This window comes from Sphingobium chungbukense (genome assembly GCF_001005725.1).
GTDB classification, from domain to species: Bacteria; Pseudomonadota; Alphaproteobacteria; order Sphingomonadales; family Sphingomonadaceae; genus Sphingobium; species Sphingobium chungbukense.
Genome location: NZ_LBIC01000018.1, coordinates 62,577 through 86,458, shown reverse-complemented (window position 1 = coordinate 86,458; position 23,882 = coordinate 62,577). Strand labels below are relative to the sequence as shown.

At 59.9% G+C, this 23,882-nt stretch carries 20 protein-coding genes and 1 pseudogene; 9 read left to right on the top strand and 12 right to left on the bottom strand.

The window, feature by feature from the left end:
* A partial coding sequence (locus YP76_RS28460; protein ID WP_198147590.1) for a hypothetical protein occupies window positions 1-913 on the top strand: 913 nt, incomplete at its 5' end.
* Window positions 914-1,062: 149 nt separating this feature from the next.
* Here the strand turns inward: YP76_RS28460 and YP76_RS24120 are convergent.
* Window positions 1,063-2,061 carry a ParB/RepB/Spo0J family partition protein gene (locus YP76_RS24120; RefSeq protein WP_046765935.1) on the bottom strand — a complete coding sequence of 333 codons (999 nt, stop codon included), beginning with the start codon at window positions 2,059-2,061 and terminating at the stop codon, window positions 1,063-1,065.
* Window positions 2,062-2,849: 788 nt separating this feature from the next.
* Window positions 2,850-4,049 carry an AAA family ATPase gene (locus YP76_RS24115; protein ID WP_084733341.1) on the bottom strand — a complete coding sequence of 400 codons (1,200 nt, stop codon included), beginning with the start codon at window positions 4,047-4,049 and terminating at the stop codon, window positions 2,850-2,852.
* Window positions 4,050-4,811: 762 nt separating this feature from the next.
* Here YP76_RS24115 and YP76_RS24110 point away from each other — a divergent pair.
* Entirely contained in the window at window positions 4,812-6,140 is a 1,329-nt protein-coding gene (locus tag YP76_RS24110) for a replication protein RepA (protein WP_046765934.1), read from the top strand.
* A gap of 390 nt (window positions 6,141-6,530) precedes the next feature.
* Here the strand turns inward: YP76_RS24110 and YP76_RS24105 are convergent, their stop codons facing one another.
* Together YP76_RS24105 and YP76_RS24100 are read right to left on the bottom strand one after the other, a co-directional pair.
* The gene (locus YP76_RS24105; RefSeq protein ID WP_046765933.1) at window positions 6,531-7,292 is read right to left on the bottom strand and encodes an RES family NAD+ phosphorylase; all 762 of its coding nucleotides are present in this window, start codon (window positions 7,290-7,292) and stop codon (window positions 6,531-6,533) included.
* Entirely contained in the window at window positions 7,285-7,980 is a 696-nt protein-coding gene (locus YP76_RS24100) for a hypothetical protein (protein WP_232307709.1), read from the bottom strand. Before YP76_RS24100 ends, YP76_RS24105 begins: the two co-directional genes overlap by 8 nt.
* Window positions 7,981-8,153: 173 nt before the next feature.
* On the opposite strand from YP76_RS24100, the gene YP76_RS27385 reads away from it, so the two are divergent.
* Together YP76_RS27385 and YP76_RS29335 are read left to right on the top strand one after the other, a co-directional pair.
* Window positions 8,154-9,026: a DUF7146 domain-containing protein gene (locus tag YP76_RS27385; protein ID WP_084733340.1), complete on the top strand. Its 873-nt coding sequence runs from the start codon at window positions 8,154-8,156 to the stop codon at window positions 9,024-9,026.
* A 74-nt stretch (window positions 9,027-9,100) separates the two neighbouring features.
* A complete protein-coding gene (locus YP76_RS29335; protein WP_046765930.1) occupies window positions 9,101-10,084 on the top strand; it encodes an SAM-dependent methyltransferase in 984 nt (327 codons plus the stop codon).
* 189 nt (window positions 10,085-10,273) lie between these two features.
* Here the strand turns inward: YP76_RS29335 and YP76_RS28455 are convergent, their stop codons facing one another.
* On the bottom strand, window positions 10,274-10,957 hold the full coding sequence (locus tag YP76_RS28455; RefSeq protein ID WP_198147592.1) for a hypothetical protein: 684 nt from the start codon (window positions 10,955-10,957) through the stop codon (window positions 10,274-10,276).
* Here YP76_RS28455 and YP76_RS24080 point away from each other — a divergent pair.
* Window positions 10,928-11,419 (top strand): hypothetical protein, encoded by a 492-nt coding sequence (locus YP76_RS24080; RefSeq protein WP_232307708.1) that lies wholly within the window; start codon window positions 10,928-10,930, stop codon window positions 11,417-11,419. The genes YP76_RS28455 and YP76_RS24080 overlap by 30 nt on opposite strands.
* 478 nt (window positions 11,420-11,897) lie before the next feature.
* Here the strand turns inward: YP76_RS24080 and YP76_RS24070 are convergent, their stop codons facing one another.
* From YP76_RS24070 to YP76_RS24060, 3 genes are read right to left on the bottom strand one after another with little or no spacing between them, the layout of a single operon-like run.
* On the bottom strand, window positions 11,898-12,707 hold the full coding sequence (locus YP76_RS24070; protein ID WP_046765929.1) for an IS5 family transposase: 810 nt from the start codon (window positions 12,705-12,707) through the stop codon (window positions 11,898-11,900).
* Window positions 12,664-13,029: a hypothetical protein gene (locus YP76_RS24065; protein ID WP_198147589.1), complete on the bottom strand. Its 366-nt coding sequence runs from the start codon at window positions 13,027-13,029 to the stop codon at window positions 12,664-12,666. The genes YP76_RS24070 and YP76_RS24065 overlap by 44 nt, the downstream gene beginning before the upstream one ends.
* Window positions 13,029-13,220 carry a hypothetical protein gene (locus tag YP76_RS24060; RefSeq protein WP_046765928.1) on the bottom strand — a complete coding sequence of 64 codons (192 nt, stop codon included), beginning with the start codon at window positions 13,218-13,220 and terminating at the stop codon, window positions 13,029-13,031. The genes YP76_RS24065 and YP76_RS24060 overlap by 1 nt, the downstream gene beginning before the upstream one ends.
* Before the next feature lie 615 nt (window positions 13,221-13,835).
* On the opposite strand from YP76_RS24060, the gene YP76_RS24055 reads away from it, so the two are divergent.
* The 3 genes from YP76_RS24055 to mobF are packed head-to-tail and all read left to right on the top strand — an operon-like array spanning window position 13,836 to window position 19,497.
* Window positions 13,836-14,126 carry a hypothetical protein gene (locus tag YP76_RS24055; protein ID WP_046765927.1) on the top strand — a complete coding sequence of 97 codons (291 nt, stop codon included), beginning with the start codon at window positions 13,836-13,838 and terminating at the stop codon, window positions 14,124-14,126.
* The gene (locus YP76_RS24050; protein ID WP_046765926.1) at window positions 14,116-16,431 is read left to right on the top strand and encodes a type IV secretion system DNA-binding domain-containing protein; all 2,316 of its coding nucleotides are present in this window, start codon (window positions 14,116-14,118) and stop codon (window positions 16,429-16,431) included. The genes YP76_RS24055 and YP76_RS24050 overlap by 11 nt, the downstream gene beginning before the upstream one ends.
* A gap of 3 nt (window positions 16,432-16,434) precedes the next feature.
* Window positions 16,435-19,497: a MobF family relaxase gene (gene mobF, locus YP76_RS24045; protein WP_046765925.1), complete on the top strand. Its 3,063-nt coding sequence runs from the start codon at window positions 16,435-16,437 to the stop codon at window positions 19,495-19,497.
* Between the two features lie 368 nt (window positions 19,498-19,865).
* Here mobF and YP76_RS24040 read toward each other — a convergent pair whose 3' ends face one another.
* Window positions 19,866-20,141, bottom strand: a complete 276-nt coding sequence (locus YP76_RS24040) for an HU family DNA-binding protein (RefSeq protein ID WP_046765924.1) — start codon at window positions 20,139-20,141, stop codon at window positions 19,866-19,868.
* Between the two features lie 172 nt (window positions 20,142-20,313).
* Here YP76_RS24040 and YP76_RS24035 point away from each other — a divergent pair, with 172 nt between their 5' ends.
* Entirely contained in the window at window positions 20,314-20,865 is a 552-nt protein-coding gene (locus tag YP76_RS24035) for a hypothetical protein (protein WP_046765923.1), read from the top strand.
* Between the two features lie 323 nt (window positions 20,866-21,188).
* Here the strand turns inward: YP76_RS24035 and YP76_RS24030 are convergent, their stop codons facing one another.
* From YP76_RS24030 to YP76_RS28910, 3 genes and pseudogenes are all read right to left on the bottom strand, one after another.
* The gene (locus YP76_RS24030; RefSeq protein ID WP_046765945.1) at window positions 21,189-22,526 is read right to left on the bottom strand and encodes an anti-phage deoxyguanosine triphosphatase; all 1,338 of its coding nucleotides are present in this window, start codon (window positions 22,524-22,526) and stop codon (window positions 21,189-21,191) included.
* 312 nt (window positions 22,527-22,838) lie between these two features.
* The gene (locus tag YP76_RS28915; RefSeq protein ID WP_269748664.1) at window positions 22,839-23,117 is read right to left on the bottom strand and encodes a tetratricopeptide repeat protein; all 279 of its coding nucleotides are present in this window, start codon (window positions 23,115-23,117) and stop codon (window positions 22,839-22,841) included.
* A pseudogene (locus YP76_RS28910) lies at window positions 23,109-23,606 on the bottom strand (transglutaminase family protein); the annotation flags it as partial. The pseudogene YP76_RS28910 and the gene YP76_RS28915, both read right to left, overlap by 9 nt.
* Window positions 23,607-23,882 lie beyond the last annotated feature (276 nt).

The window sequence follows — 23,882 nt, the reverse complement described above, 5'->3', positions numbered from 1 at the left end:
ACCATGGTCCATGCGGGCGAGTTGGAGTGGCTATGCTCGCGCTCTTCAGGCTCAGGGAACGGAAATCGAAGAAATCGATATTTTTTCGCACGAATGCGGCGTCCCTCTTCCCTCTCGCGAACCCATTTTCACGCTGACAGATCCGTTCGCCGCGCTCCCTGCTTGGCGCGCCGGTTTTGTTCACAACGGAAGAAGGCACTGGACGGATGGGCTTGAATTCACGTTCTCACCGCCGCAAGGATGGGCCGATCGCCCTGCCCTCCTGCGGGCTCTTGACCTAACAGCGCGACAAGCTCGCGCCATAGGGACAGCCGATGCCTGGTTAGGCCTTCCGCTCCTTCTTCAGCGGCTCGGCGTCACACGCACCTTGCTGCCAAATCTGGTCGTGGGCGATAAGGCGATCCGACTGGCGCCGCGCGATAGCAGGATAATCTCGCGATACCTCCGTGCACTACGTTTAGCAGCTTCCGATGGGCTCGCCGTGATCGAATGCATGGAGCGCGATCGACTGCAAGCAGCTACGGCCCTCGCAAAGAGCTTCCGACCTGGCAATCTGATGGCACTCTCAGCTTTACGGATACATCGACCTGTTCTCAGCCCTACATGCGTTGCGGCCGAGTTGGGTCTGTCGCTGTCTGGCGCTGGGAAACTGCTCACACGCGCCCAGGAACTCGGACTGATCGTCGAAGCCCAACCACGGCATAACTGGCGGGTTTATCTCAACCCAGATCTGGCCGTCCGCTTCGGCTTCGCTCCAACGCAACGCGGACGGCCCCCCTCCCCTCCCCCAGTGACGCAGGAACTGGATTCCATGCTGACCGCCTTCGATGCCGAAATGGCCGAATTCGAAAAATTGCCGGCATTCCAGGTCCGAGGACCATCGGAAAACATCGATGACGACCAAATGGAGTGAAAAATCGCCCCTCCTCAGAGGCGATTTAAGCGCGATTTAGATCCCTTGCCGATGCAGATGACCTGGAAGGCATAAAACTGCCCAGTGACCCTCCTAGGGCAAAATTCAGTCTATTCTCTTTTTGTTCTACCCCGCCGAGACGCTGATGGTCACCTTTTTTTGACCGCGTCCAATATTGCGGCAATCAGTTCCTTTTCGGTCGCACCCGAGTCAGGGAGAATTTTAAGCGTGAGGCTGCCACTCGCTTCTCCCTTGACGGTCAACATGGCCTTCCCGCTCGATGCGTGAATTTTAAGCGTCTCGAACTCAGTCTTTGCCTCCTTATGCCGCGTTGCCGATACAAGCCGCTTTGCCACCGCGATCGCTGGAAGCGTTGCTTCCCCGGCCGCCCGAGCCGCAGCCTGCTCCGCCGAAATTCTGACCGCTTCTGCCTCGATGAGATGAGCAGCTGCCTCATCCTTCAAAAGCGGCGAGAGCTGCCTGCAGAGATTATTCGTGATCTCATGCGTATCCGCGAAAGCAGCGACAACAAAATCAGGCAGCCGCGCAATTGCGAGGAGCTGGCTCAGCGTCGGCTTGGGCATGCTGAGCGCCTCAGCCATGCGGCTCTGATTCCCGTCATAGAAATCGACCAGCGCGCGCCCATAATCCTTACTACGCTCCCAGTCGGAGATGTCCTTGCGCGATCGGTTCTCGACGTCCGAAACCCGGAAAGCCTCTTCGTCCGTCTTGAAGCTCTGGATCGTGACCAGATAGTCAAATTCGGGATAGCCGTTCGATCGCAGCCACTGGACAGTCCACCACCGCCGAACCCCCGCGATGATCTCAAACTCATGCTCGGGATCGTTTTCCAGCCGCCGGACTATTGCAGGAATGCGTTGCTTGCGAGCAGTGAGGAAACCATCGATGAGGGATTGGCAGGCTTCCTGATTGAGATGGTCCAGATCACGGTTATGGTGAGACCAGGGACGGCACCGCGCGGGATCAATAAATTCCGTCCGATCACGAACGACATTCCCGGACGCAATGCGCGCCAAGCTGTCGGAGCGGCTCTCCATCACAGCCGCTGTTTGGGATGGCGCCTGCTCTTCGATCTTGTCGAAGCCGGCGGTCAGCGCCGATCCGAACCCTTTGTTGCCACCCGCCATAAGCTGTTTAACTCCGAAAAACGATCACTTCATTGATCTTCGTTTTGCCATGACGATGACTCCAAGCGCAATAGCCTTGACCGATTTCAGCGCGTGCTCCGTCATGACCGCGCTGCCAGAAACACAATATTGGTCTGCGCGGTCTGCTAAGGCAGAGCCGCATTTGCGGCCGCAAATCTTTTTGGCGAAGCTTGGCCAGCAGCAATCGCATGCCCGCGTAGCATCCTTCATAAGCCTGCCCCCTCATAGATTTCCTACACTTCGCCAAAAGGGGCGTTGGGATATTTGCGGTCGCAAATACGCACCTGCTTCTGAGTGTTTGCGACCGCAAACACTCAGCCTTTTGCGGCTTCGCCCGTCGAAGGGATGGCTAGAAGTAACTGATTTTATGTTAGTTTCTATCCCGATAGACTTTTGGACCGGCCTAATTTGCGGCCGCAAACACCCCCCGCATGATCGCCACCGATGACTTCTCGGTTGCGCCTTTGCACCACAAAATCATGGATGTTTGCAGCCGCAAACATCGACGCGGATGAAGCCAGAGCAGGTCGACGCGACTGCCCTGGGGGGTTCTGAATACTGACGATCCCGATGCCTGCGCGCGGTCGCCGCATGCAATTGAGTGTCATCGATTCCGATCAAAACAGGGGAGGGCAAGCAACTTCCTCTCCCTCACGGACGTCTCGCAGAAGCCAGTCTCTCGGAGCATGTTTGCGGCCGCAAACATCACTTCCAATGAAAAAGCCGGCCCTCACGGACCGGCTTAGATTTCAGCAGCGGACGTCGTCTCAGAGGACGGCGCGGGCTCTACTTGGCCACATTCTGATGATCTCTCGCTCAATGTCGTAATTGACGGCCTCAAGATGACTTACGCAACGGTTGTGAGTTTCATGCGACGTAACCGGCTTCTCCAACTCATATACACTCTTCATTCGAGAGCTGGCATTATCGATTTCCGCGCTAGTGCGAATGATCGACTCCAGAAAGAGGCTTCCGAACACCTGCCTGCACATTGTCAGGATTTCACGATGCATCGACTTTTGATCATCTACCTTACTGCCCACCAGTTTGATGAAATTGAAGACCGGCCTGCGCTTGGTTGAACGCTCGAGATCGCGAAGCGTCGTCTGAACCATATCGATGAAGGATGTGGTGGATGAGAAGTCCATAATGCTGGGCGGGACGGGAATTACCATCGCATTGGCAGCATTCAACACCGCGAGCGACACCATTCCGAGCGCTGGCGGCGGATCCATCACCACGACGTCATAGTCATCGACGACGGTAGAAAGCGCTTCGGCGAGCACATCAATCACCGCGAAGCTCCCCTCCCCCATGATCGTCGCCGCTATTTCATATTCGAGATTATAGAGGCGAAGGTTTGCAGGGATCAGATCGAGTCCGTGAAAGTGCGTCTTGCGGATAAGCCGGCGAACGCCGTCCAGAGTAGGTTCGCGAATATAACCATACAGCGTGTCCTCGTCCGTCAAGTCGCGATCCGGCACGTAACCGAACATCATCGTCGAGGACGCCTGGCTATCACAGTCGACGAGAAGCACGCGGTAGCCGCGTATCGCCAGATACTGGGCAAGGTGAATCGCCGTTGTCGACTTTCCAACGCCTCCCTTGAAGTTCGATATAGAGATGATGGCAGGAGTATCTGTTTCGGGGTCGCGCCACGGCCTGGTTTCAAACAGGGCGCGCATCTCGTCCAGTTCCTTCAACGAATACTGGACGCGTCGGCCGGAAAGTGTTCGTTCTCGCGCCGGGAGGCGTCCATCACGCTCGGCTTCCCGGATTGCAGACGCGCTCCGGCCCACAAGCGTCGCTGCTCTGGATATGGGGAAGGTTGGCCCTTGGCGCTCACCGCTCTCGGGATCGACAGCACCATCGCGAATGCGCTCCATGACCAGCTGGGCTCTCGAATAGATTGTCGAGAGAACATCCTGATCGATCGAAACCGGGTCCTGGGGCTTCATTTGGGACATTTAGGGCTCCATGCCATTGGCAACATATTGCGCCCAGCATTGTAGCTTAGAACCAGCCAAGTCCAGTTGAAAGTTACAGCTGGCGTTGGAAGTACCAAGAGTTCCGATGATCGTGGTAAAGCGGGGCTCTGAGGAACGCGACATACTGCCGCTCAAATTGAGAGCTGTTACACAGAGCCCTTAGGAGCAGGGGAGGGGGCATCGATTAGACTCCCCTGACCGATGATCGTGGTAATTTCTGTACCGAAAGCGATCTGTCCAATCCCTGCTCATTGGGATTGCCGGACCGATGATCGTGGTAAAAGCCCTATCTCCGCCCTCTTCGCTTCTCGTCCTGAGGCGCCGATGAACATGGTTCGAACAGGCCGAACGCGCCGAAGGGGAGGAGGGCGCCCCTGTGACCGATGATCATGGTAACATACCGATGATCGCGGTTCATTCGAGGCTGATCATGGTTCGAGAATCAGATGATCGTGGTATGCGAGCACCGATGATCATGGTTCACATTACCTATATATGTTTGAATCCCTAAAACGACCTATTTCCAGTCGTTTTTCGATTTGATGATTCAGATTCGCAGGGCGCATACACATCCTTGGCCGCAACCAACTCCCAAATTACCACGATCATCGGTCTTTCTGTAACTTTGGAGCCCCAATGACCCTCGAAACATACAGGAAGCTTGCAAATCAGCCCTAAAGTTGCATCCTAAGAGGGAATCGGCAGTCCGATTCTCGGCGTTTCCGATTCTGGGGTTAAGGTATGGCTGCGAAAGAGTTTAGACCAGCAGGTCATCAATTTGCGCTATCCTTCATCGATGGCGGACGCGATGCCGTTGAGCGGACACTCATCGATCATGTCGAAGCTGATGTTCTGCGTTCAGCCTTCCTCAACGTTCAGGATGAAGATCCTGTCCCCGCTTATCTCCATTCGGCACTTTGCGCTATGTCGCTACCGACACAAAAGCCCAAGGATGAGTTCCAGCCGATCATCAGGTCGGATGATCGATATGCCTTGGCGATCAACCCCAAGCCGGTACTTCAGATGCTTCCCAACGGGGAGCGGGCAATGGTCAGCAAGGGCGTGCCCTATGGGGCGTATCCGAGAGTGGTACTTATCTACCTTCTTTCCGAGGCGGTTCGCCACAAGTCGCGCGACGTCTATCTCGGACGAAACTTCGCCGACTGGATGCGCAAGCTTGGCTATGCAAATCTAAGCTATGGAAAGCGCGGTTCCGCACACCGCATGCTTGATCAGATCGACAGATTGCTGGCCTGCGAATGGCAAATCCGCTGGGATAGCGAGCCAGCAAAGGGGGAAGATGGTTCCTGGGCGTTCCGGGAAGCGAAGCTGACACATGAGCAGGCTGGCACTGAATTCAGTGACGGCTCATTCCGGCGAGAAATTCGCCTCTCCGAGACATTTTATTCGCATCTTCTTGAGCATTCCGTTCCGCTTAATGAAGTTGCAATCCGCGCTCTGAAGGAAAAACCCACTGCGCTCGACCTGTACACGTATCTCGCTTATCGGCTGCCGCGCGTAAAATCGCCCGCGGGTCAGCGCCTGACCTATGATCAATTGGCCAAGCATCTTGGGAATGACGCGGTTCCGGGCAAATTCAAACAAGCCGTCATGCGCTCGATTGATCTTGTGACATCAGTCTACCCGAACGCGAATGTCCAGTTCGGCAAGCATGAGATACGCTTGATGCCTTCTCCAGAGCCAATGGCCAAGAAGCTTATCGGTAGCCATCTGCGGCTTGTCGGCGCCAGCAAGGCTGGAAGCGGAAAGGAAGTTGCCAATTTTGAACCACGTTCATCGGTCCCGAAGGACAAGATAGCACCTGCTTCCGGGAATGCCCAGCTTGCGGAAAAGCAGCCATTCCCCGGTGGAAGCATCCGCTATTCTCCGTCACTGGCAGCGTTTCGCGAGATCGCTACGAGGCGAGGGGGCGGATATGATATGGATGATATCGTCGCTGCCTTCAGGAAGGGCATGCGCGACATTCACGAGGCAAAATCGCAGGAAACCTGGCTAGCTTTGTTCAGCCGCTTTTGTGAAGCCTACGCGACTAAACGGAATGGGGACTGAGAGTGGGTGCATCTTTTAGAAGCGTTCTTGCTGCCCTAACGAAATGGGGAGGGCACTTCGGGTCAGAATGATAAAGGGAAGAGGAGAGAAAGCATAAGCCGGAGGTAAGCCTATGCCACTCGTCGCCCAAAAACCCACACAGGAACTGATCGATCTCGTCTACGACCTGTGAGGGCATTGGTCTGGCTGGAGGACATGGGCCTCTGCTCCGCCCAGCCGGGGCGGTATCCCCGACCTTCCGCGCTACGCTTGTGCAGGCCGGGTGAGTCCTCTCTGCCGCGATCAGCCCTGATATGCGCCGTTCCCCGAAGGGCTAACGTTGTTTAATGCCAACGGGCTACCGGAACTGCGCCGGCAAGCCAATTGATAGGCGCGTCACCCGGGAATGTCCTACTTGCCTGTGATTTTCACCCCGATGTCGTCCGCCAACTGGACCAACGCCGAATAGGTCGCATCGTCGACCACGAGGTCAACGGACGGCGCGGTGTGGGTCAAGCAACCTGACGGCAACCTGTCGCCAAAGAGCATGACTGCCTGCGCGGTGTCGTCCTGTCTGGACACCCAGCACAGGCCCTGCACATCAGGGCAGTGGGCATGAATCGCCTCGGCCCATTTCCTCGTCTGCGGATAGAGGTCCTTTTCCGTATCGATCAGGTCAGCACGCGGGATACCGATCTTGCGCAGCGCTTTGTTACTGAGGTTGGCGAGCACCATCTCGGCAGATGGAACAAGTTGCGAGTGATGATGATGCCTGATCTTTCGCTTGGCGATCGTCTTAAAGCCCGCAGCAAAGGGGACATCATGGTAGACGGTTTCCATCGCCGCGCATTCAAAGGTCGAGCCGCCATAGATGGTAGGGATCGGCTCGCCGGCGGCATTGCAGATCGGACTGAACCGTGAGTTGCCATGAGGACCAGGATTAAATTCGTCAGCGGCGTATTTACTGGGATGGATGCGATGGATGACATCGCCGGCGGCCCAGCTTGTCCGCTTTACCACTTTGTTGAGGTCAGATGGCGGTGACGCGATCGTTCGTGGCGATCCTTCGGCGGCCGTCGCGCCGCCCGCCGCCGGTACGGCGGGGGCGCTCGGCTTTGGAGGGGAGGCAGGCTTATTGGACTTCGAAGAGGTAGGACCTTTGGCTTTAGCCATGAAGCACACCCGCCATTTCGTCTTGCGCTGCTGCAAGCACCCGATCTGGTGCACTAGCCAGGAGATCCTTGGGTGCTGCGCCGCCAAGGAAGCTGTTCGCGGACGCAAACCAGATGGCGATATCCCACTCCTCCAGCTCGCCGCCGAACAGCGTCAGGATCGGCGCGAGTTGTTTGAGGGGCCGATAATCAGCTTCCGGATCGAGGGCATAGCCCGGATAATAGTCGCTGCCGTTGCGTCGCAACGCGAAGATCTTGCCCTCGCGTTTCCACTTGTTGGGTTGCGCGCTGGCATTCTGTCCGCTGAAGCCCGCAATCTCGGAGAGCTGGGCGGCGCTCAGCCATTCGCCGCCTTCCAGAACCGCTTTGCGGGCCTCGGCATTCATCCTGGCCTCGGTCAGCAGATGCTCGGGGAGGGGCACTTGCGGAACAAGGGCATCGACAAGCTTCTCGAGCGTCGCATTTTCCTGATCGGCGATCTTACGCACGATCATTGGCGCAATCAGACGAACGGCCTCGGCAAATGCGGCGGTGATCCGTTTATTCCCATGGTCGAGCTTGAGCGCGACGATCTGGTCATCGTCCGCGCCCTTGAGCTGCTCGCGGATTTCATGGACGGAACCCGCCAGCGCTTCAATGCCAAGATGGGCCAGTTCACTGTTGGGGATCGATGCCATCATCCGTTCCATTCGAATATCATGGTTATCAATATACAGTGATAATCCAAATATTCAAGTGCACATGGGGCGAGGGGTATGGTGTCCTATGACAAGCCCATCCCGCAGCTCCCAGGCACGGCCTGTCAATGTCGGCGAGGGGATAAAGGGGAGGGGGAGAGGAAGCATAAGCCGGAGGTAAGCTTATGCCACTCGTCGCCCAAAAACCCACACAGGAACTGATCGATCTCGTCCGCGCCCTTCGAGGGCATTGGTCCGGTTGGAGGGCCATGTGCCTCTGTCCCGCCCATGATGACAGCAGTCCCAGCCTTTCGCTGCGCCAGGGCGAACGCGGCATTCTTGTACATTGCTTCGCCGGCTGTTCGCCTCAGAATGTTCTGCGCGAACTGCAACGGGTCCGAATTCTCGAGCGCGGTCGACCGCCCAGCGCCAAAACTCCCAGTCTCTCCGGCAATCCGGGGCGTCTATGGTCAGAGGCCCTCGATATTCGCAACACGCCAGCACAGACCTATTGCGGCCATCGCCACTTCCCTGTCCTACCATCCGACGTCCGGTTCCATTCGCGCTGCCCGTATCGGCCGAGGCCGCATACCGTCTATCTGCCCGCGCTGCTTGTTGCCGTCCGAGAGGGTCGGAAACTGACCGCAGTCCAAAGGATTTTCCTCGATCCAAAGACGGGACTTTACACCCACAAACGCATGCTCGGCTTGCCGGCCCGGGGCGCATGGCAGGGCAGCAGGGTATCCGATACCCTCGCCATTGCGGAGGGATTCGAAACCGCCTGGGCCTATACCCTCCTTCACGACATCCCGTGTTGGGCAAGCCTGGGCGCCGATCGACTTGACCAGTTGCTCATCCCCGACACCGTAGAGAAGCTCATCCTCGCCGAGGATAATGACGGTCCAGGCCTCCTGGCAGGGAATAAGGCCGAGGAACACTATCGCCGACCAGGCCTGCAGATAGTGCGCCACCCTCCCGCACCACCGTTCGACGACTGGGCCAATATCCTGGCGCACCGCGTGCGTTTGAGTGCCGCGCAAGACGTCCGCAACCGCTGACCCAGGGCAAGAGGGGAGGGGGATCGAAGGGTTGGAGCTGCCGATCGGAGCAGCCAAACCCCGGAGATACCGAGATGACCGACCTTTTCGAAGCGGCCGCGCGTCCTTTTACCTTGGCTGCCGAGCAGATCCGCCAGTCCTTCGATGGAAGTGACCCTGTCGCAAGAGCCCACATCAACGCCGCTATGATCGCAGCCTTCGGCGGCAGCGATGCCGATGGCCGTTGGACGCAGCGCGACAGTTTCGAGGCTCTCGAACATGCGCTGGCGCTTCACCTGCGGGCGGCGCCGATAAGCCTGCTGCACACAGCAGACATCCAACCCGCGATAGATCTCGCCAATCGCCTGCCCACACAAACCGTTCGCAGCGAGGAACAGATTGAATGGCAGCAATTTTCGACGCCCATCGACATTGCCGCGCTGGCCGTCCTTCTCGGCAATGTCCAACCGGAGGACCATATCCTCGAACCGAGCGCCGGCAACGGATTGTTGGTTGCCCACTGTGGTCCGCACGCATCCCTCCACCTCAATGAAATCGACGAGCGTCGCCGCTACCGTCTCGCCGCAGCATTTCCCGAGGCCGTGATCACCGGCCATGACGGCGCCGCGCTTAACTCAACCCTCTCACATCTTCCCCGTCCGACCCTGGTGCTGATGAATCCGCCCTTCGCCCGATCGCTCGGTCGCGGTGCGGATGACTTTGCCGCTGTCCGCCATTTGCAGGCAGCGTTGCGGCGGCTCGAACAGGGCGGCCGTCTGGTCGCAATCATGCCGGACTGGTTCGGTCCCACCGCGCGGATGGGCCTTTCTCGCGGCGGCGCCCTGCTGGTCGAGGAAACGCCGGACGGTATCATCCTGCGGACGGTCGAACAGTCCATCGCCCGTGCCCGCGCTCTCGCGAGCAAATATACGGCCAACAAAGCCGAGGCATCGGTCGATGCGTTTCTCGCCAACCGGCGCGCTGAAAGCGGCGGCTGGACGCGTGACGGCCTTCAGAACTGCCTCCGCGTCGACGAGCGATGTATTCGGCGATCTCGATTATGTCGGGCCGGCGTTTGAAATAGCTCGGAACAATGTCCCGCATTTGCTGGAGGACGACGTCGGGGTCCGTCTCCCGTTCGAGCTGATCGACACCGTAGAGGGTTGCGCGAACGAGCCCAGAACCGAAGTTGGGAATTTCGAATGCAGATCGCGATCCGAACTCGGCGGCGCTCTTAAGACGAGCGGCGTTTGGAGTCATCGACCCCATCATTTCCGTGTAGGCGTGAATAGATGATGCCAATGAGTCCATCCCCGAGTGCGTACGGGTTCGCTGGTTTTCGGACCTGGATCTATCGGCATGTCTGGCACGAACCCAGCAGCTTGCCATTGGGCGAGGTTCGTCTGCACGAGGTCAAGTATCTCGACCTCTCGGCGGAGATCAGCCGTTGTGACACTTGCGAAAAAGGTGGTGGGCCTGGATTTGTCCACGGTGTCCTTTGTCATCCAAAGAATAGCGTAGAGCCGTTCTTGGAAGAGATCGTCGGGACGAGGTGCAACGTCCGCTTTTTCCCAAAGGCGTAGTTTGGAAGATCTGCCAGCATCCGCCCCGCGGAGGGCCTTCAAGGATGCCCTGTCAACCTCAAGCACGCGCCAGGTCACGGTGACGTCGGCGTTGTCGTCTACTAGCTCCTGCCGGGCATACTTCGCTAGGCGTTCGATGGTCTCGGCGCTGACATCGAAATCCGGGCCAAAGTGGGTGCTGACGGCGCGAGCACCTGTACCGACCGTGACCATAACGTTGCGGAACCGCGCACGGCTTTCCTTCGCCGCAGCGAGGTCCCCCGACCGGAACGGCAGTTGGAGGCATGGAAGCGCGGTGAAATCCGATGGAGCAACCGGGACCAGGGATGGGAGGTTTTTGTGCCCTCCGTCGCGTTCAAGAACGCGCACTCATCCTTCTTTGCCGGGCAACCTTTCCGCCTGCTCCTGCCCGACCTGGGAGGGCTGTACGACCACATCGACGCCTATATCGAGCGGGATCGGGCGATCTTGCTGAGCGGCGCTGCCGATCCCGGCACATTTTTCGTGAAAAGCATGAAGAGTAACAGCCGGGACGCCGCATACGACCAGAACACTTTCTACGAAGCATGGCGGCTGGTGATCCAGCGCTACGGCGTGTTCAATCCCTATACCGGGCGGGGGGCGATCAAGGGCTTGCTGCCTCATGGGCCGCACAATGTGCGGGACGTGCTGGCGACCCATATTTTGAAGCAGACCGGCTCCTACGAACAGGCGAGCTACGCCATCCAGGACACGCCGGAAATGGTCGCCAAACATTACGGACGTTTTCTCCCACAGGACAAGGCGGCGATGGCCGCCCAGATACTCAATCGGGTCTGGGAGGCGGCATAGGAAGATCGGCGGGTGCGGCTTTTCCCGATGGCTGCGCCCGCATTGCGATAGGGCCAGGCAGGCCGTTTGAGCGGCTTCCTTCCGACGAGGAAGGGAGCGTTGCGGCACCATTGAGCAAGGTCCATTTCCCGAGTAGCCCCTGCGGATGGCAGGCCTGGCACTTCCAATTATCATGCCTGTGACTTCCAATGATCATGGACTGAAGTCGCATCGTTGCGCCGCCTGACCGCTATGCGTTCTCCACCGTGCTGACCTGCCTCAGCGATTCCCATGCATCGCGGTATTTCGCCAGCCAGCCAGCGGGATATTGCGTCATTTCGAGGTGGTCGTATGAGGGCAGAAATCGCCTCATGGGGCCATCCTTGTGCGGTTTGCCGCCCTTACCCGGGCGCGCCAACCAGACTTGATGGGACGACCGCACCGCCTCTGCCACGGTGGCGCTCGGCACGACATAAACATGCGGCGTGGCTAGAGACTGTTATGAATCTGCGGTGAGAGCGGCGACTTGCCTGATCATGAGGCAAGCGAAAGCGACGACATGTAGCCCTGCGAGGGTTTGGGCATATCGTTCGTAATCCTTGACGAGCCTGCGGAATTTGGTTGCCCATGCGAAGGAACGTTCGACGACCCATCGACGGGGAAGGAGAACAAAGCCGCGCTTCGCCTCGGGTAATTTGACAACTTCCAGGGTGATGCCGTGCCGTTCGGCGGCCTGCGCGGCACGCTCGCCGGTATACCCCTGATCGACCCAGGCGATCTCGACGCTGTCGCCGGTGACGGCCTGGACCGTTCGGGCGAGTTTCTCGACCTCGCCGCGATCTTCCGCGCTGGCCGGCGTGACATGCAGTGCGAGCAGGTGGCCGAGCGTGTCGACCGCGATATGGAGCTTGGAGCCCTTCTTGCGTTTTGCCCCGTCATAGGCGGCGCGCTCGCCGCTCTCGGGCGTGGAGCGCAACGTCCGGCTGTCGATGATCGCAGCGGTGGGTTCGGCCGATCGTCCCGCCGCCAAACGCAGCATGGCGCGCAAATCGTCCACCAGCGCTTCGAAGCAGCCCGCCGCCAGCCAGCGCTGCGTCTGCTGATACACCGCTGCCCAAGGCGGCAGGTCGTTCGGCATCCACCGCCACGGCGCGCCGGTCTTCACGATGTAGCGCAGTCCGTTGAACACCTCGCGAAGGCTATGCTCACGCTGTCCAGCATCCTCACGCTGCAGCGTCAGGTAGGGCGCAACCAGCCACCACTCTTCATCGGACACATCGGACGGGTACGGCTTGCGGCAAGTGCTCATGCCGAACCGTTTGAATCTTATCGATTCTCAAGTCCATAACAGTCTCTAAGGCATCGATGCCGAAATCAACGAACGCATAGAACAGCGTTGGCGATACGATCTTCTCATGCTTGTCGCTCATATGCCAGCCGCCATCGGACCCGATTGCCCGCCGGGTTTTGACCTGGATGGCGCACAGCCTTTCACCGATATCGTCGGTGACGACGATATCGCACATGGGCACGCCGACGGGGGCTAAGGCGGCGATGAAGCCGTGCCGCAGGAGCGCGGACATGATGAAATGCTCGCCCGCCGCACCGAGCAAGGACGATGGCGAAACCATCAGCTATCCTCCGGCGCTGGCGCGCCCGCATCCCGCAATGCCTTGGCCATTTTCCGGTACAGATTGGGGTGATAGCGTTTGCTCTTGGGGTCGTTGCTCACGGTGCTGATGAAGGCGCCAGCCGCCGCGATATGGATGTGGCCGGACTCGTCATTGTACCAAATTCCGCAATCCAGTTTGACCGTCTTCATCCCGTTCCCCTGCCGCCATACCCCTCGAAATTCGTCTTTATATGCACACCTGGCCGGGAACCCAAAGGCGTTGCCGAGGCTCGCGGCCCTGCACGCGCAATGCACGGCGAGGGAAGCCTGTCGGGAACCCTTGAAGGGCGGCCGTTTTCGGCCGTTCATTTGTGGCGCGCACAGCCCATTGAAGCGAGGAGGAGTTTGCCGCCAAGTGATGGCTATTTGCTGACGGATTGCCGTTTCCGGACCGGAACGGGCTTGCTTCTCAGGCGCCGGATGGACTATGGAATCCCCGCCGGAAGCACGGTTTCCGGCCGGTTTTTGGCGATGGCAGGTCTCTCGCCGCACTCCAGCAACAGGGGCATTTTGCATGCACACCCCACGCACCATATGGTGCAGTTAAGCTATTGAAATAGCATAATTTACTCCGCAATTCATCGCGGTGCTTACAGCACCTTTGAATTTGGCCCTTCAAAAACACCGGATTTCCGTCATTTTGCGCGGTGCGTATAGCACCGCGCAAGTTGGCGTGCGCGCTTTCCTTGTTGTCCCGACGTGCCCATGATATAGCGGACACGCTTTCCGCGTTCCCTACCAGTCTCCATCAAGGAGGCTTGGGCTTTGAGCAGAGATTATCACCCGGCAACGATCCGGCTGAACCACGCGCAATGGGCAGCCATTCGCGCCCTTGCCGGCACCAACAATATAACCCCGGCCGAGGTTCTGCGGATGGCGGTCGAGACCTATCTCGCCCACCACAGACAGGGCAGTTTATCGCAGCGACGGCTGGCCCGGATCGCCGAATATCAGCATCTCGCTTTGGACGTCATTGTCCGCGAACAATATCCCCAGCTGCGTGATCGCATCATCGCGGAAACCGACAAGCGCCTGGTGCAATATCATGGCGGGTAAGGACATCCGCTCCAACGGCAAGGCCGTGCCGCTGACCCATCATTCCGCACGCGGCAAGGTGCAGCGCAACTCGGGCAATTTCACCCGCGGATCGCAGCTCCTCACCCATGAGATGTTGATGTGGTTTTCAGGCGTCAAGCTGCCCATCATCCTGTGGTTCCTGCTGTTCGTCGGTTCATGGTTCGGCATCATGTCGATCAAGCTCGATGAGCATGGTTTCCAGATGATCTGCATGAAGCTCTATGCCGAGCTTTGGAACTGGGTGGGCCTCAGCGCCATCAAGCGGGTCAATGTCACCTTGCCCAGCGGCCAGGTCCTGCGCACCATCATGGCGGTCGTACCCGTCATACCGGAGGTGAAGCAGGCCTGGGCGGTGGCCATGCGCGGGCTTCTGGGTTCGATCCTCATCTCCCTGTTCCTTGCCGTGCCGGTCGCCATCTGGTTCGTCGACATGTCGCGCCGGCGCGGCAAGACCATCCTGGAGGAGCGCCATGAGCGCGGCGCGATGCTGGTCGATGTCGAACTGCTGCGTTCGGAAGTCGACCAGCATAATCATGCCGCGTTCGAAGAGGATGTCACCGAGCTCTGTCCCGGCATGACGCTAGCGCAGGTGTTGAAGCTGTCTTTTCGGGAGCGGAAAGGCAGGGGTATCCACCATCCCTATTCGCTCGCAGGCATCCCCTATCCGCATCGGATGGAGCAATCCCACGCCATGCTGCTTGGCACCACCGGCGCGGGCAAGACCACCCAGCTGCGCAGCCTCATCACGCAGATGCGCCAGCGCCAGGATACAGCCGTCGTGTTCGACCTGACCGGGGCCTATGTCGAGGCCTTCTACGATCCCGCCCGCGACACGATCCTCAATCCCATGGACGTCCGCTGTCCGGCCTGGTCGATCTTCAACGACTGCTCGACCTACAGCCATTTCACCTCGGCGGCCGTCGCGCTGATTCCGTCCGATGGCGGATCATCCGAACCTTTCTGGGCACTCGCCGCCCGGACCCTCTTCATCGAAATGTGCATGCGCCTCATCGAGCGCGGCCAGACCAGCAATCTGGCGCTGGCCGAGAACCTGATGACCGCGGACCTGAAGCGCGTCCACCGCACCCTTGCGAACACCATCGCCGATCCGCTGACCGCGCCCGAAGCCGCCCGCATGGCCGAGTCCATTCGCGCGGTGTTCAACACCAATGCGCAGGTGCTGCGCTTCCTGCCCGATGGGGGCGAACCCTTCTCGATCCGGCAGTGGATGACCGCGGACAAGGCGCCCGGATCGATCCTGTTCGTCACCTCCGACTATGACGATCTGGAGATGAACAAGCCGCTGCTGACGCTATGGATGAACATCGCCATCAACAGCCTGATGACCCTGCCCCGCACGCGCTCGCTGCGCACCTGGTTCCTGTTCGACGAGGTCGGCGCGCTGCACCGCTTGCCCGCAATCGAAAAGGGGCTGCAGACCGCGCGCAATTTCGGCGGCGCGATGATCCTTGGCCTCCACAGTTTCCAGAAGCTGGTCGAGGTCTATGGCGAGGTAGGCGCGCGCAATCTATCGTCGCTGGCGCGCACCAAGCTCATCCTTGCGACCGGGGACATCAAGACCGCCGAGGAATGCTCGCATTATATCGGCAGCCGTGAAGTGCGGCAGATGGATGAAGCATACAGCTATGGCTACAACCAGACCCGTGACGCCTCGACGCTCACCGCGCGTAAGCAGGTCGAGCCCCTGGTTCTGCCCGACGACATCACCAACCTGCCTGCGCTTCACGGCTTTGTGAAATTCCCCGATGGCTTTCCTGCCGCGCGCATTCTGCTCCAGTGGAAAGCCTATCCCAAGGTGGCCGAAGGCTTCCTCCGCCGCGCCCATGTCGAGCCGGTTCGCTCAAAGGTTGCCGAGGATTATTTCGCGGAGGAGGAAGAGGAGGCGGGCGGTCGGGATGGCGCCGCGCAGGTCGCTAAGGAGGCGCGCGATCCGGCCTATAATCTCGCGAAGGAACTGGCCGCCCGCATCCTCATCGATGGGGTGGAGGACGAACATAGCCGCGCGGCGGACAGGGCAGGGGAGGGGCATGGTGATCGGGTCAGCCCGGCCGCACCGTCTGCGCTGGTGGGCGACGGACAGGATTTGGGTTCGCAAGCGCAGCACGGTGGCACGCAGCAGGCCGATCTCCAACAGCGCGACCGGACTGCGGACCTCGCCGAACCCAATATTCCGCAGTCGGCTTCAGTGGAGGATCAGTCGCTCGTCGAGCTGCGCCAGGATTTCTCCGGCGGCATCGACGATAACCTGGACATGGGAATCTGATCGATGCTTTCGGTCGCTCCCGTCCGCTCCGCGTCAGGCGCCGCCAGCTATTTCGCGCAGGACAATTATTACACGGTTGAGGGTTCGTCCGAGGTCAGCCTCTGGGCCGGGGAGGGGGCGCGGGAGCTTGGTCTTTCCGGCGAGGTCGACAAGGAGAGTTTCGAGGCCATCCTCAACGGTGAATTGCCGAGCGGCGAGAAGGTGGCGAGGCATGAGAACCGGCGGGCCGGTCTCGATCTCACCTTCTCCATGCCCAAGTCCGCCTCGGTCATGGCCTATGTGGCGGGCGACCGCCGCATCCTCGCCGCCAATATGACCGCGGTGCAGGCGACCATGGCCTGGGTGGAGAAGAATCTTGGCCAGGGCCGCAAGGATGTGGAGGGAAGGAAGGTGCCGGTTGCGACGGGCAATCTGGTCTATGCACTGTTCGAGCATGATACCAGCCGCGCGCTCGATCCCCAGGGCCATGTTCATGCCGTCATCGCCAATTTGACGAAGATGCTGGACGGCAAATGGCAGGCGCTCCATGCGGACAAGATCTGGAGCAACAACAGCGTGATCGGCGCCATCTACCACGCCTTTCTGCGCGCCGAAATTGAGAAGCTTGGCTATATACTCGATATGAAGGGCAAGCATGGCACCTTCGAAATAGCGGGTGTGCCGAAGGGGGTGTTGGAGGCGTTCAGTCAGCGCCGCGCGACCATATTGGAGAAGGTCGCGGAGCTGGACCTCACTTCGCACAAGGCGCGGGACCAGATCACCATCAACAGCCGCGACCCCAAGCTCAATGTCAGTGACAGGCCGGCGCTTGTGCAGGGCTGGAAGGACAAGGCTGAGGGTCTTGGCTTTACCGGCAAGGAACTGGCCGATGCCGCCCTTGCGCGGGCCGGCGTCATTCAGGCGGAGGGTCCGCTGGAGCGGGGCTATCGCGCGGTCAAAGACGCCGTCGAGACCGCCATGGCCAAGCTCGGGTCACTCCTGGGCCATGATGACCCGCTCGTCGATCACCGGCTCGCGCGCATCGTTCAAACCCCGGCCGCCGGTCGCGCTCAGCTTGTGGTCGCCTCGGCCGTGCGCATCCATTCCGAGCGCGAGGCGGCGTTCGAACAGCATAAGATCGCCAAGACCGCGCTCGATCTGGGGCTGAAGGGTGTCACCATCGAGCATGTCGAGCGGCGGATCGAGCAATTGGTCGACAAGGGTCTGCTCCTGCGCGGCGTGGGCCGTGCCTCCGACATGGTGACCACCCGCGAGGCGCTCCAGACCGAAGAAAAGATCCTCGCCCTCATGGAAGCGGGTAATGGCAAGTCGACTCCGATCCTCGACCCCGTTGCCGCTCCGGCCAGGCTTCAGGACGCCAGCGAGAAGACTCTCAATCCCGGCCAGCTGGCATCCGCCACGCTGATCGTCTCCTCCTCCGATCGCACGGTGTCCGTGCAGGGCATTGCGGGCGCGGGAAAGTCGACCATGCTGTCCGCCGTGGCGCGGGTGGCGGAAGCGGAGGACCGCAAGATCCTGGGCCTCGCCTTCCAGAACAAGATGGTTGCCGACATGAAGGCGGGCTCCGGGATCGAGGCGCAGACCATTGCCTCCTTCGTCCTTGCCAACCACCGGTTCGTGAACCAGCGGGAAGGCCCTGCCTATGAGGCGGCGCGCGCCAGCTTAGTCGGCGCGACCCTGCTGGTCGACGAGTCCTCCATGGTGTCGTCCAATGATATGCTCAAGCTCCACCAGATCATCGACGCACTCGGCATCGACAAGCTGGCGCTGGTTGGTGATCGCCAGCAGCTATCCTCCATCGATGCCGGCAAGGCCTTCGCCATGATCCAGGCGGGCGGCGGCACCATGGCGCGGATGGACCAGAATGTCCGCATCGGCAGAGCCGGCCAACCGCTGTCTCCCCAGGAGAAGACATTGCTGGTGGTCGCCAAACTTGCCAGCCGGGGCAAGTCCAGCGAGGCGATGCGGGTGCTGGGTGATAAGGTCATAGAGTCCGAAGCGCCCGCCGAGGAAGCGGCGGATCGGTGGCTCGCTTTGTCGCCCGAAGAGCGGGCGGTCACCGCCGTGTTCGCGTCGGGACGCGAGGCGCGGGCGCTCATCAACGAGCGCATCCAGGCGGGACTGGCGAGTGAAGGGACGCTCAGGGGGGAGGCTGTTCGTCTGCTCGTTTATGAGCGCGTCAACATGACGCGCGAGGAGCTGCGCTATGCCTCCAATTACCGGCACGGGCAGACGCTGGAGGTCGGGCGTGGCGGCGCCCGCGATGTCGGCCTCGAGGGTGGCCGCTACCAGGTGGCCAAGGTCCATGCCAACGGACGGGTCGACCTGCTGCGCGGTCGATCAAAGATCCGTTTCTATCCGCAACAGCTCTCGCCCACCGAGATGCGGGACCGGCTCCAGCTATCGGAGACGAAATTCCTCACCCTGCGCGAAGGCGACATGATCCGCTGGACAGCCAATGACAAGCCAAGGGAGTTGCTGAACGCGAACATCGCGCGTGTCGCCGGTGTCGATGCCAGCGGTGTGACCGTCGATCTGGGCGGCGACAAGCAGCTGACTCTGCCGATCGGCGATCCCATGCTGTCCCGGTTGGACCTCGCCTACAGCCTCAACATGCACATGGCGCAGGGGATTACGACGGACAAGGCGATCACGGTCATGTCCAGCCAGGAGCGAAACCTCTCCAACCAGCGGCTGTTCAATGTCGGCGTCACCCGCGTGCGCGAAGACCTCACCATGATTGTGGATGACAAGGATAAGCTGGCCCGCCAGCTCGATCGCAATCCCGGTAACAAGACCTCTTCACTGGAAACCCTGGGGCAGCTCGATATCGACGGCAAAAAGCTGGGCGCGCCGCGCGAGCCCTTCAATCCGGGACCGATCGATGGTGACACTTTACCGGACGGAGGTGATCCGTCCGGCCTACCGCCTGATTTACCGCCGCTGCCTGATAGCAATTTGGCCGCCGCTGACCCATCCAACGGTCCGGGCAAGGCGCCTGACAGGCTGGATCGGGCGGACATCTTGCCGCCATTGCCGGAACGCAGCCTGGGTCTGGACTTGTAATAGGGGAATGGCACCTGTGACACTTTACCGGCTATGTGCCGCTGCGCGCTAAAGTGTCACGGATGAATCTTTGCGGGAATGGTTGTCGATGTTGGCAGTTTCGCGAATTATGTTGGTAGAAAGCGAACTGGTTGGGGCTGTCCGTACTGAATCCCGTCGCGAACGCCGACGCGTCATGCGAATTGGGTGCTTTCCAAATACCGCTCAGTCCGCTCTTTCCCAACATTGCCGAGCCAATTCGCTATCAACCAACGAAATGAAAATGGCTAAGTGACTGGAAACGCGTGATCCGTGAACCTCGCCAGTTCACGAAACCTCCAACATTGACAATGGTGCGCCACCGACCGAAATCGGCGGCGTACTATGCTTCAGCCGTTGAGCTGGTCCTTGACCGCCTTGCCGGGCGTGAAGGTCAGCTTCTTTGACGCAGCGATCTGGATGGTCGCGCCCGTCGAGGGGTTGCGGCCTTCGCGGGCCGGGCTATCCTTGACTTTGAACTTGCCGAAGCCGTTCAGCGACACCTCGTCGCCCTTGACGGCGGCGGAGGCGATCGAGGTGAAGACCGAGTCAACATATTTGCGGGCGTCAGCCTTGGTGAGGCCATGATCGGCGGCCAGGGCTTCAGCGAGATCGGTGTTGTTCATATGCAGGCTTCCTCTGATGGAGTGCCGTGCATAGGACGGAAAATGGCCGGCCGGAAGAGGGGATTTGCCCGAAAACACTGGCTCTGGGCCGGTAAAGTGTCATCCATGCTTTTTGTTTGGCGCGGTTACAAAGGGGGATTCACACCGACTCAGCATGTGCTAGATTCCTGATATGTTCTATCAGCCTGACCTTTTCGAGCAACCGCAGATCCCGCCAGCGGCGCCTCGGCCGCCTGTGCGGGTTGCGCTTCCAGACCTGGTGGATCGGATATCGATCGTTTCCAAACGCCCGCGCTATGCGCTCTTGGTCCTGAAATTGATCGCGCAGGAAGCCGGCAGCAATGGCAGCGTCGGCCCTTATGTTCGAGGGGAGCAGGGAAGGGTTCCGGTACGCGACTGGCTATGCCAGGCATTGGCGCCACTGGCGCAGCGCGATTGCCGACGTCGCGCCATGATCGACACCGTTAGGGCGGGATTGGAGACTGCGGCAGGGCAGGGGGCTGACCCCCGCGACATCGAACAACGGCTCGATGCGGAGGTCCAGTCCCGTATTCTGCGATCTGGCAGGAGCAATGTCAGCCGGGTAGTTTCGGATCTTGTCCGGGCTGGGCTCCTGCACCGGCATTATCAGGGATATCGCGTTGATCATCCCAATCGCGGTGCGCAGCGGGAGGCGGTCTATACGATTACACCCGAGGTCAAACGAGCACTCCAACGCCATTGAGGGGCGTTGGAGGGAAGTCTGTTGCGAAGCGGCTCCGCGGCCGCGTGATCAGTGGAAATTCGAGGGCGGACGCATGGTAGCCATCGCGCGTGCGTAACGACGGATGACTAGATCTCTATGAATGGTGATGGACTCCGGGCCTTCCCGGACCAGGGTGTCTATCGCATTTCGCGTCTCGTGAGGCGGCAGTAGCAGACAGCCGGCGTCGTCGGATGTTCTCATTACGACCTCTCCTGCGAGTCGTTGGGCGGCGATCCTATTCCTCCCGAGGCGAACTGGGAAGCGGTCGCTTGCCTCTGTTGTCCGTCCTGACAGCGAGGTTTTCAGAGCCGGTCGAACACCGAGCCCATACGTGGAGAAAACAGCCTCTCATATGTCTTGAGCAAATGGGTATCGGTCATTGCTGCCACATAATCGCAGATGATGCGCAGGTCGCCGCCGGTTGCCTCGAATCTCTCCAGTTCGTCACGCGGCAGGAGGCGGATTGGATCGGCCTGCATAGCTTCGAAGACCGCGATCACCATCCCCTGACCCTTGAATTCCAGATGTTGAACGGCGGGACTGGTGATCACTTCACGGACGACGAAGTTTTGAAGAACGTCGAGGAACTGCCGCTGCCCGTCCCGCACCTGTACTCGGTACCGCAGCAGCGGCTCGGCAAATTGCTCCAGTTCGACATATTCGACCGCCGTCAGGAAGTGATGGACCAAGCGGCCGATGAAGCGCTTGCGCGAGGCAGCGCTACCAAACAGGCCATCCAGCATGTGCGAGAACACGTTGTTGGCACTTTCGCCGGGATATTTTTCTTTCAAGGCATCGAGAAAGGTGGGGCAGCGATCCTGCACCGCGGTCGCGAAACCTTCGCGGGTTACGAGGTTAAGCGCGATCGCGTCCTCGAGGTCATGAACGCCGTAGGCGATGTCGTCGGCCGCGTCCATGATCGAGCAATCCAGCGATTTATGGACCGACCTGCCGTGTTTCCCCGGCTGCGGAAGGAAGGATTGAAAAGCTTCGCGGTCTTCAATCGACAGCGGCGCAAGGACCCAGTCGACAATGTCCTGCTCGCTGTCATGATAGCATTTGGGGGGCTTGCACGCCTTGCCGTCGAGGATCTTGAGGGTGGTAGGACCGTCGAGGAGGGCAGGGGTGATCGACGGGTTATTCACCGCGCTGAAGGCAACAGGGTATTTCAGCACCCCGAGCATGGTCCTGCGGGTGAGGTTCGCCCCGGTGTTCGCTGAGAAATGCTCCAGGCGCCCCAGAATGCGCAATGTCTGGCCATTGCCTTCAAATCCGCCCGCCTCACGCATGCAATAGTTCAGCGCGATTTCACCGCCATGCCCGAAAGGAGGGTGGCCGAAATCATGCGTGCAGCCGATCGAATGGATCGTGCCGCGGTCGGGGAGAAGCGTGGCGGCTGGATGGTCGGGAAAGCTCTTGGCGAGCTGGCGCGCGATGCCGCCCGAAATCTGTGCCACTTCAAGCGAATGGGTGAGGCGGGTCCGGTAGAAGTCGCTGTCACCCAGGTTCAGGATTTGGGTTTTGCCCTGCAACCGGCGGAAGGCGGCCGAGTGGATGACGCGCGAATAATCGACATCCCCATCGTCGCGGGCATCCTCACTTTGCGGGTTCCAGCCCTCACGACGCGCTGACCAGCTCATCGCCTTCAAGATGCCTTGGGTGCTTTGTTCAGGTCGATCGTCATCGGCAGGGACATGCTTTGCACCCGATCGAATTTCAAGACCCACGCTATCGAAGCTTCCATCGCTTTGCGCCATTGGCCCCATTCGTAAGGGCATAGTCTTGTCAATGAGGGCTTTGTAGAAGGCTTCCCGTTCGCGCAGTCACCGCCTGATGAGGCAATAGCGACCCAAACTTCAAAGCTCCACACGACGTTGTAGGTCCTTCCTTATGGGACACACCTCAGCATCGACAAGGATGTCGGGCAAGGTTGGTGAAGCATGTCTTCCGTTTCATCCGCGGCCTGATGGTTGCCCTGCAAGCCGATTGAGCGTTGCATGGATTTGCCCTCGCCGTTCGGGATCGCGCGTGATTTCCAGCATGGCGCTTAGGCTGGCGCGTGCGGCATCGACTTGCCCCTCGACCAGTTGCAGCCGGGCCAGTGTCCACCAGGCAGCGCCATGTTCCGGCGCTACCACGGTCATGCGCTCGTAAAGAGCGCAGGCGCGCGCCGTGTCGCCGGCCTGTTCCGCACGGGTCGCCTGGTTGATCAGAAGCCGCACCAGCGTCATCCGATTGGACATGGGCGCAACATGCCTGTCCTTTGGCGAGGCGTCTGGTCCCAGCGCACGCTCAAGCAGCGTCATCAGTTTTTCGGGTTCGATCAGCGATCCACCGTGGAAGGGATCGATCAGCGCCGGCGCCTTTGGCGGTCCTATGCTCACCAACACATGGCTGGGCGTGTTGAGCGCGTGGGCCGTTCAGCCCATTCGCCGCGCGACCGCCACATAGAGAATCGAGAGGCTGACGGGTAGGCCGCGCCGCCGGTCGAGCACGCGGATCATGTCGGCGTTGAGCGGCGCGTCGTAGCTTTCGCTGTCGCCCGCAAAACCGAAATCGGCACCGATCAACTGCGCGAGCAGCGCGCCCTGTGCTTCGCCGGACTGCAGATACTTCGCCTCAATGCCGTCGCGCGCCGAATCGACGGCGGCATTGATAGCGCGAAGCTGGTCGAGATAGGGCTCGATGTCCGTGCCTTCATGATCCAGGGCGCTCAACATCAGTGCGGCGCTGTCCAGTTCGATCTCCTCATCGGCAAGGAGACCGAGATAGGCGATGCTGTCGTTCAACTCATATCCTTTACCTGCGCCGCGCCTTGCCCATGCATGAGCGCTCAAGCCCCGTTTTGCCATGAAGATGGGGGCGAGAAACCGCGCTGTCCACTGGTCGGAGCTAGGTTCCTGCCGCTGGGAGTAGCCGACTGAGCGTATTTCATGGGTAAGAGAACTTGAAACTGCGCCACCGGTGAGATGCCACGCCGTGTCCGCGTCAATCGG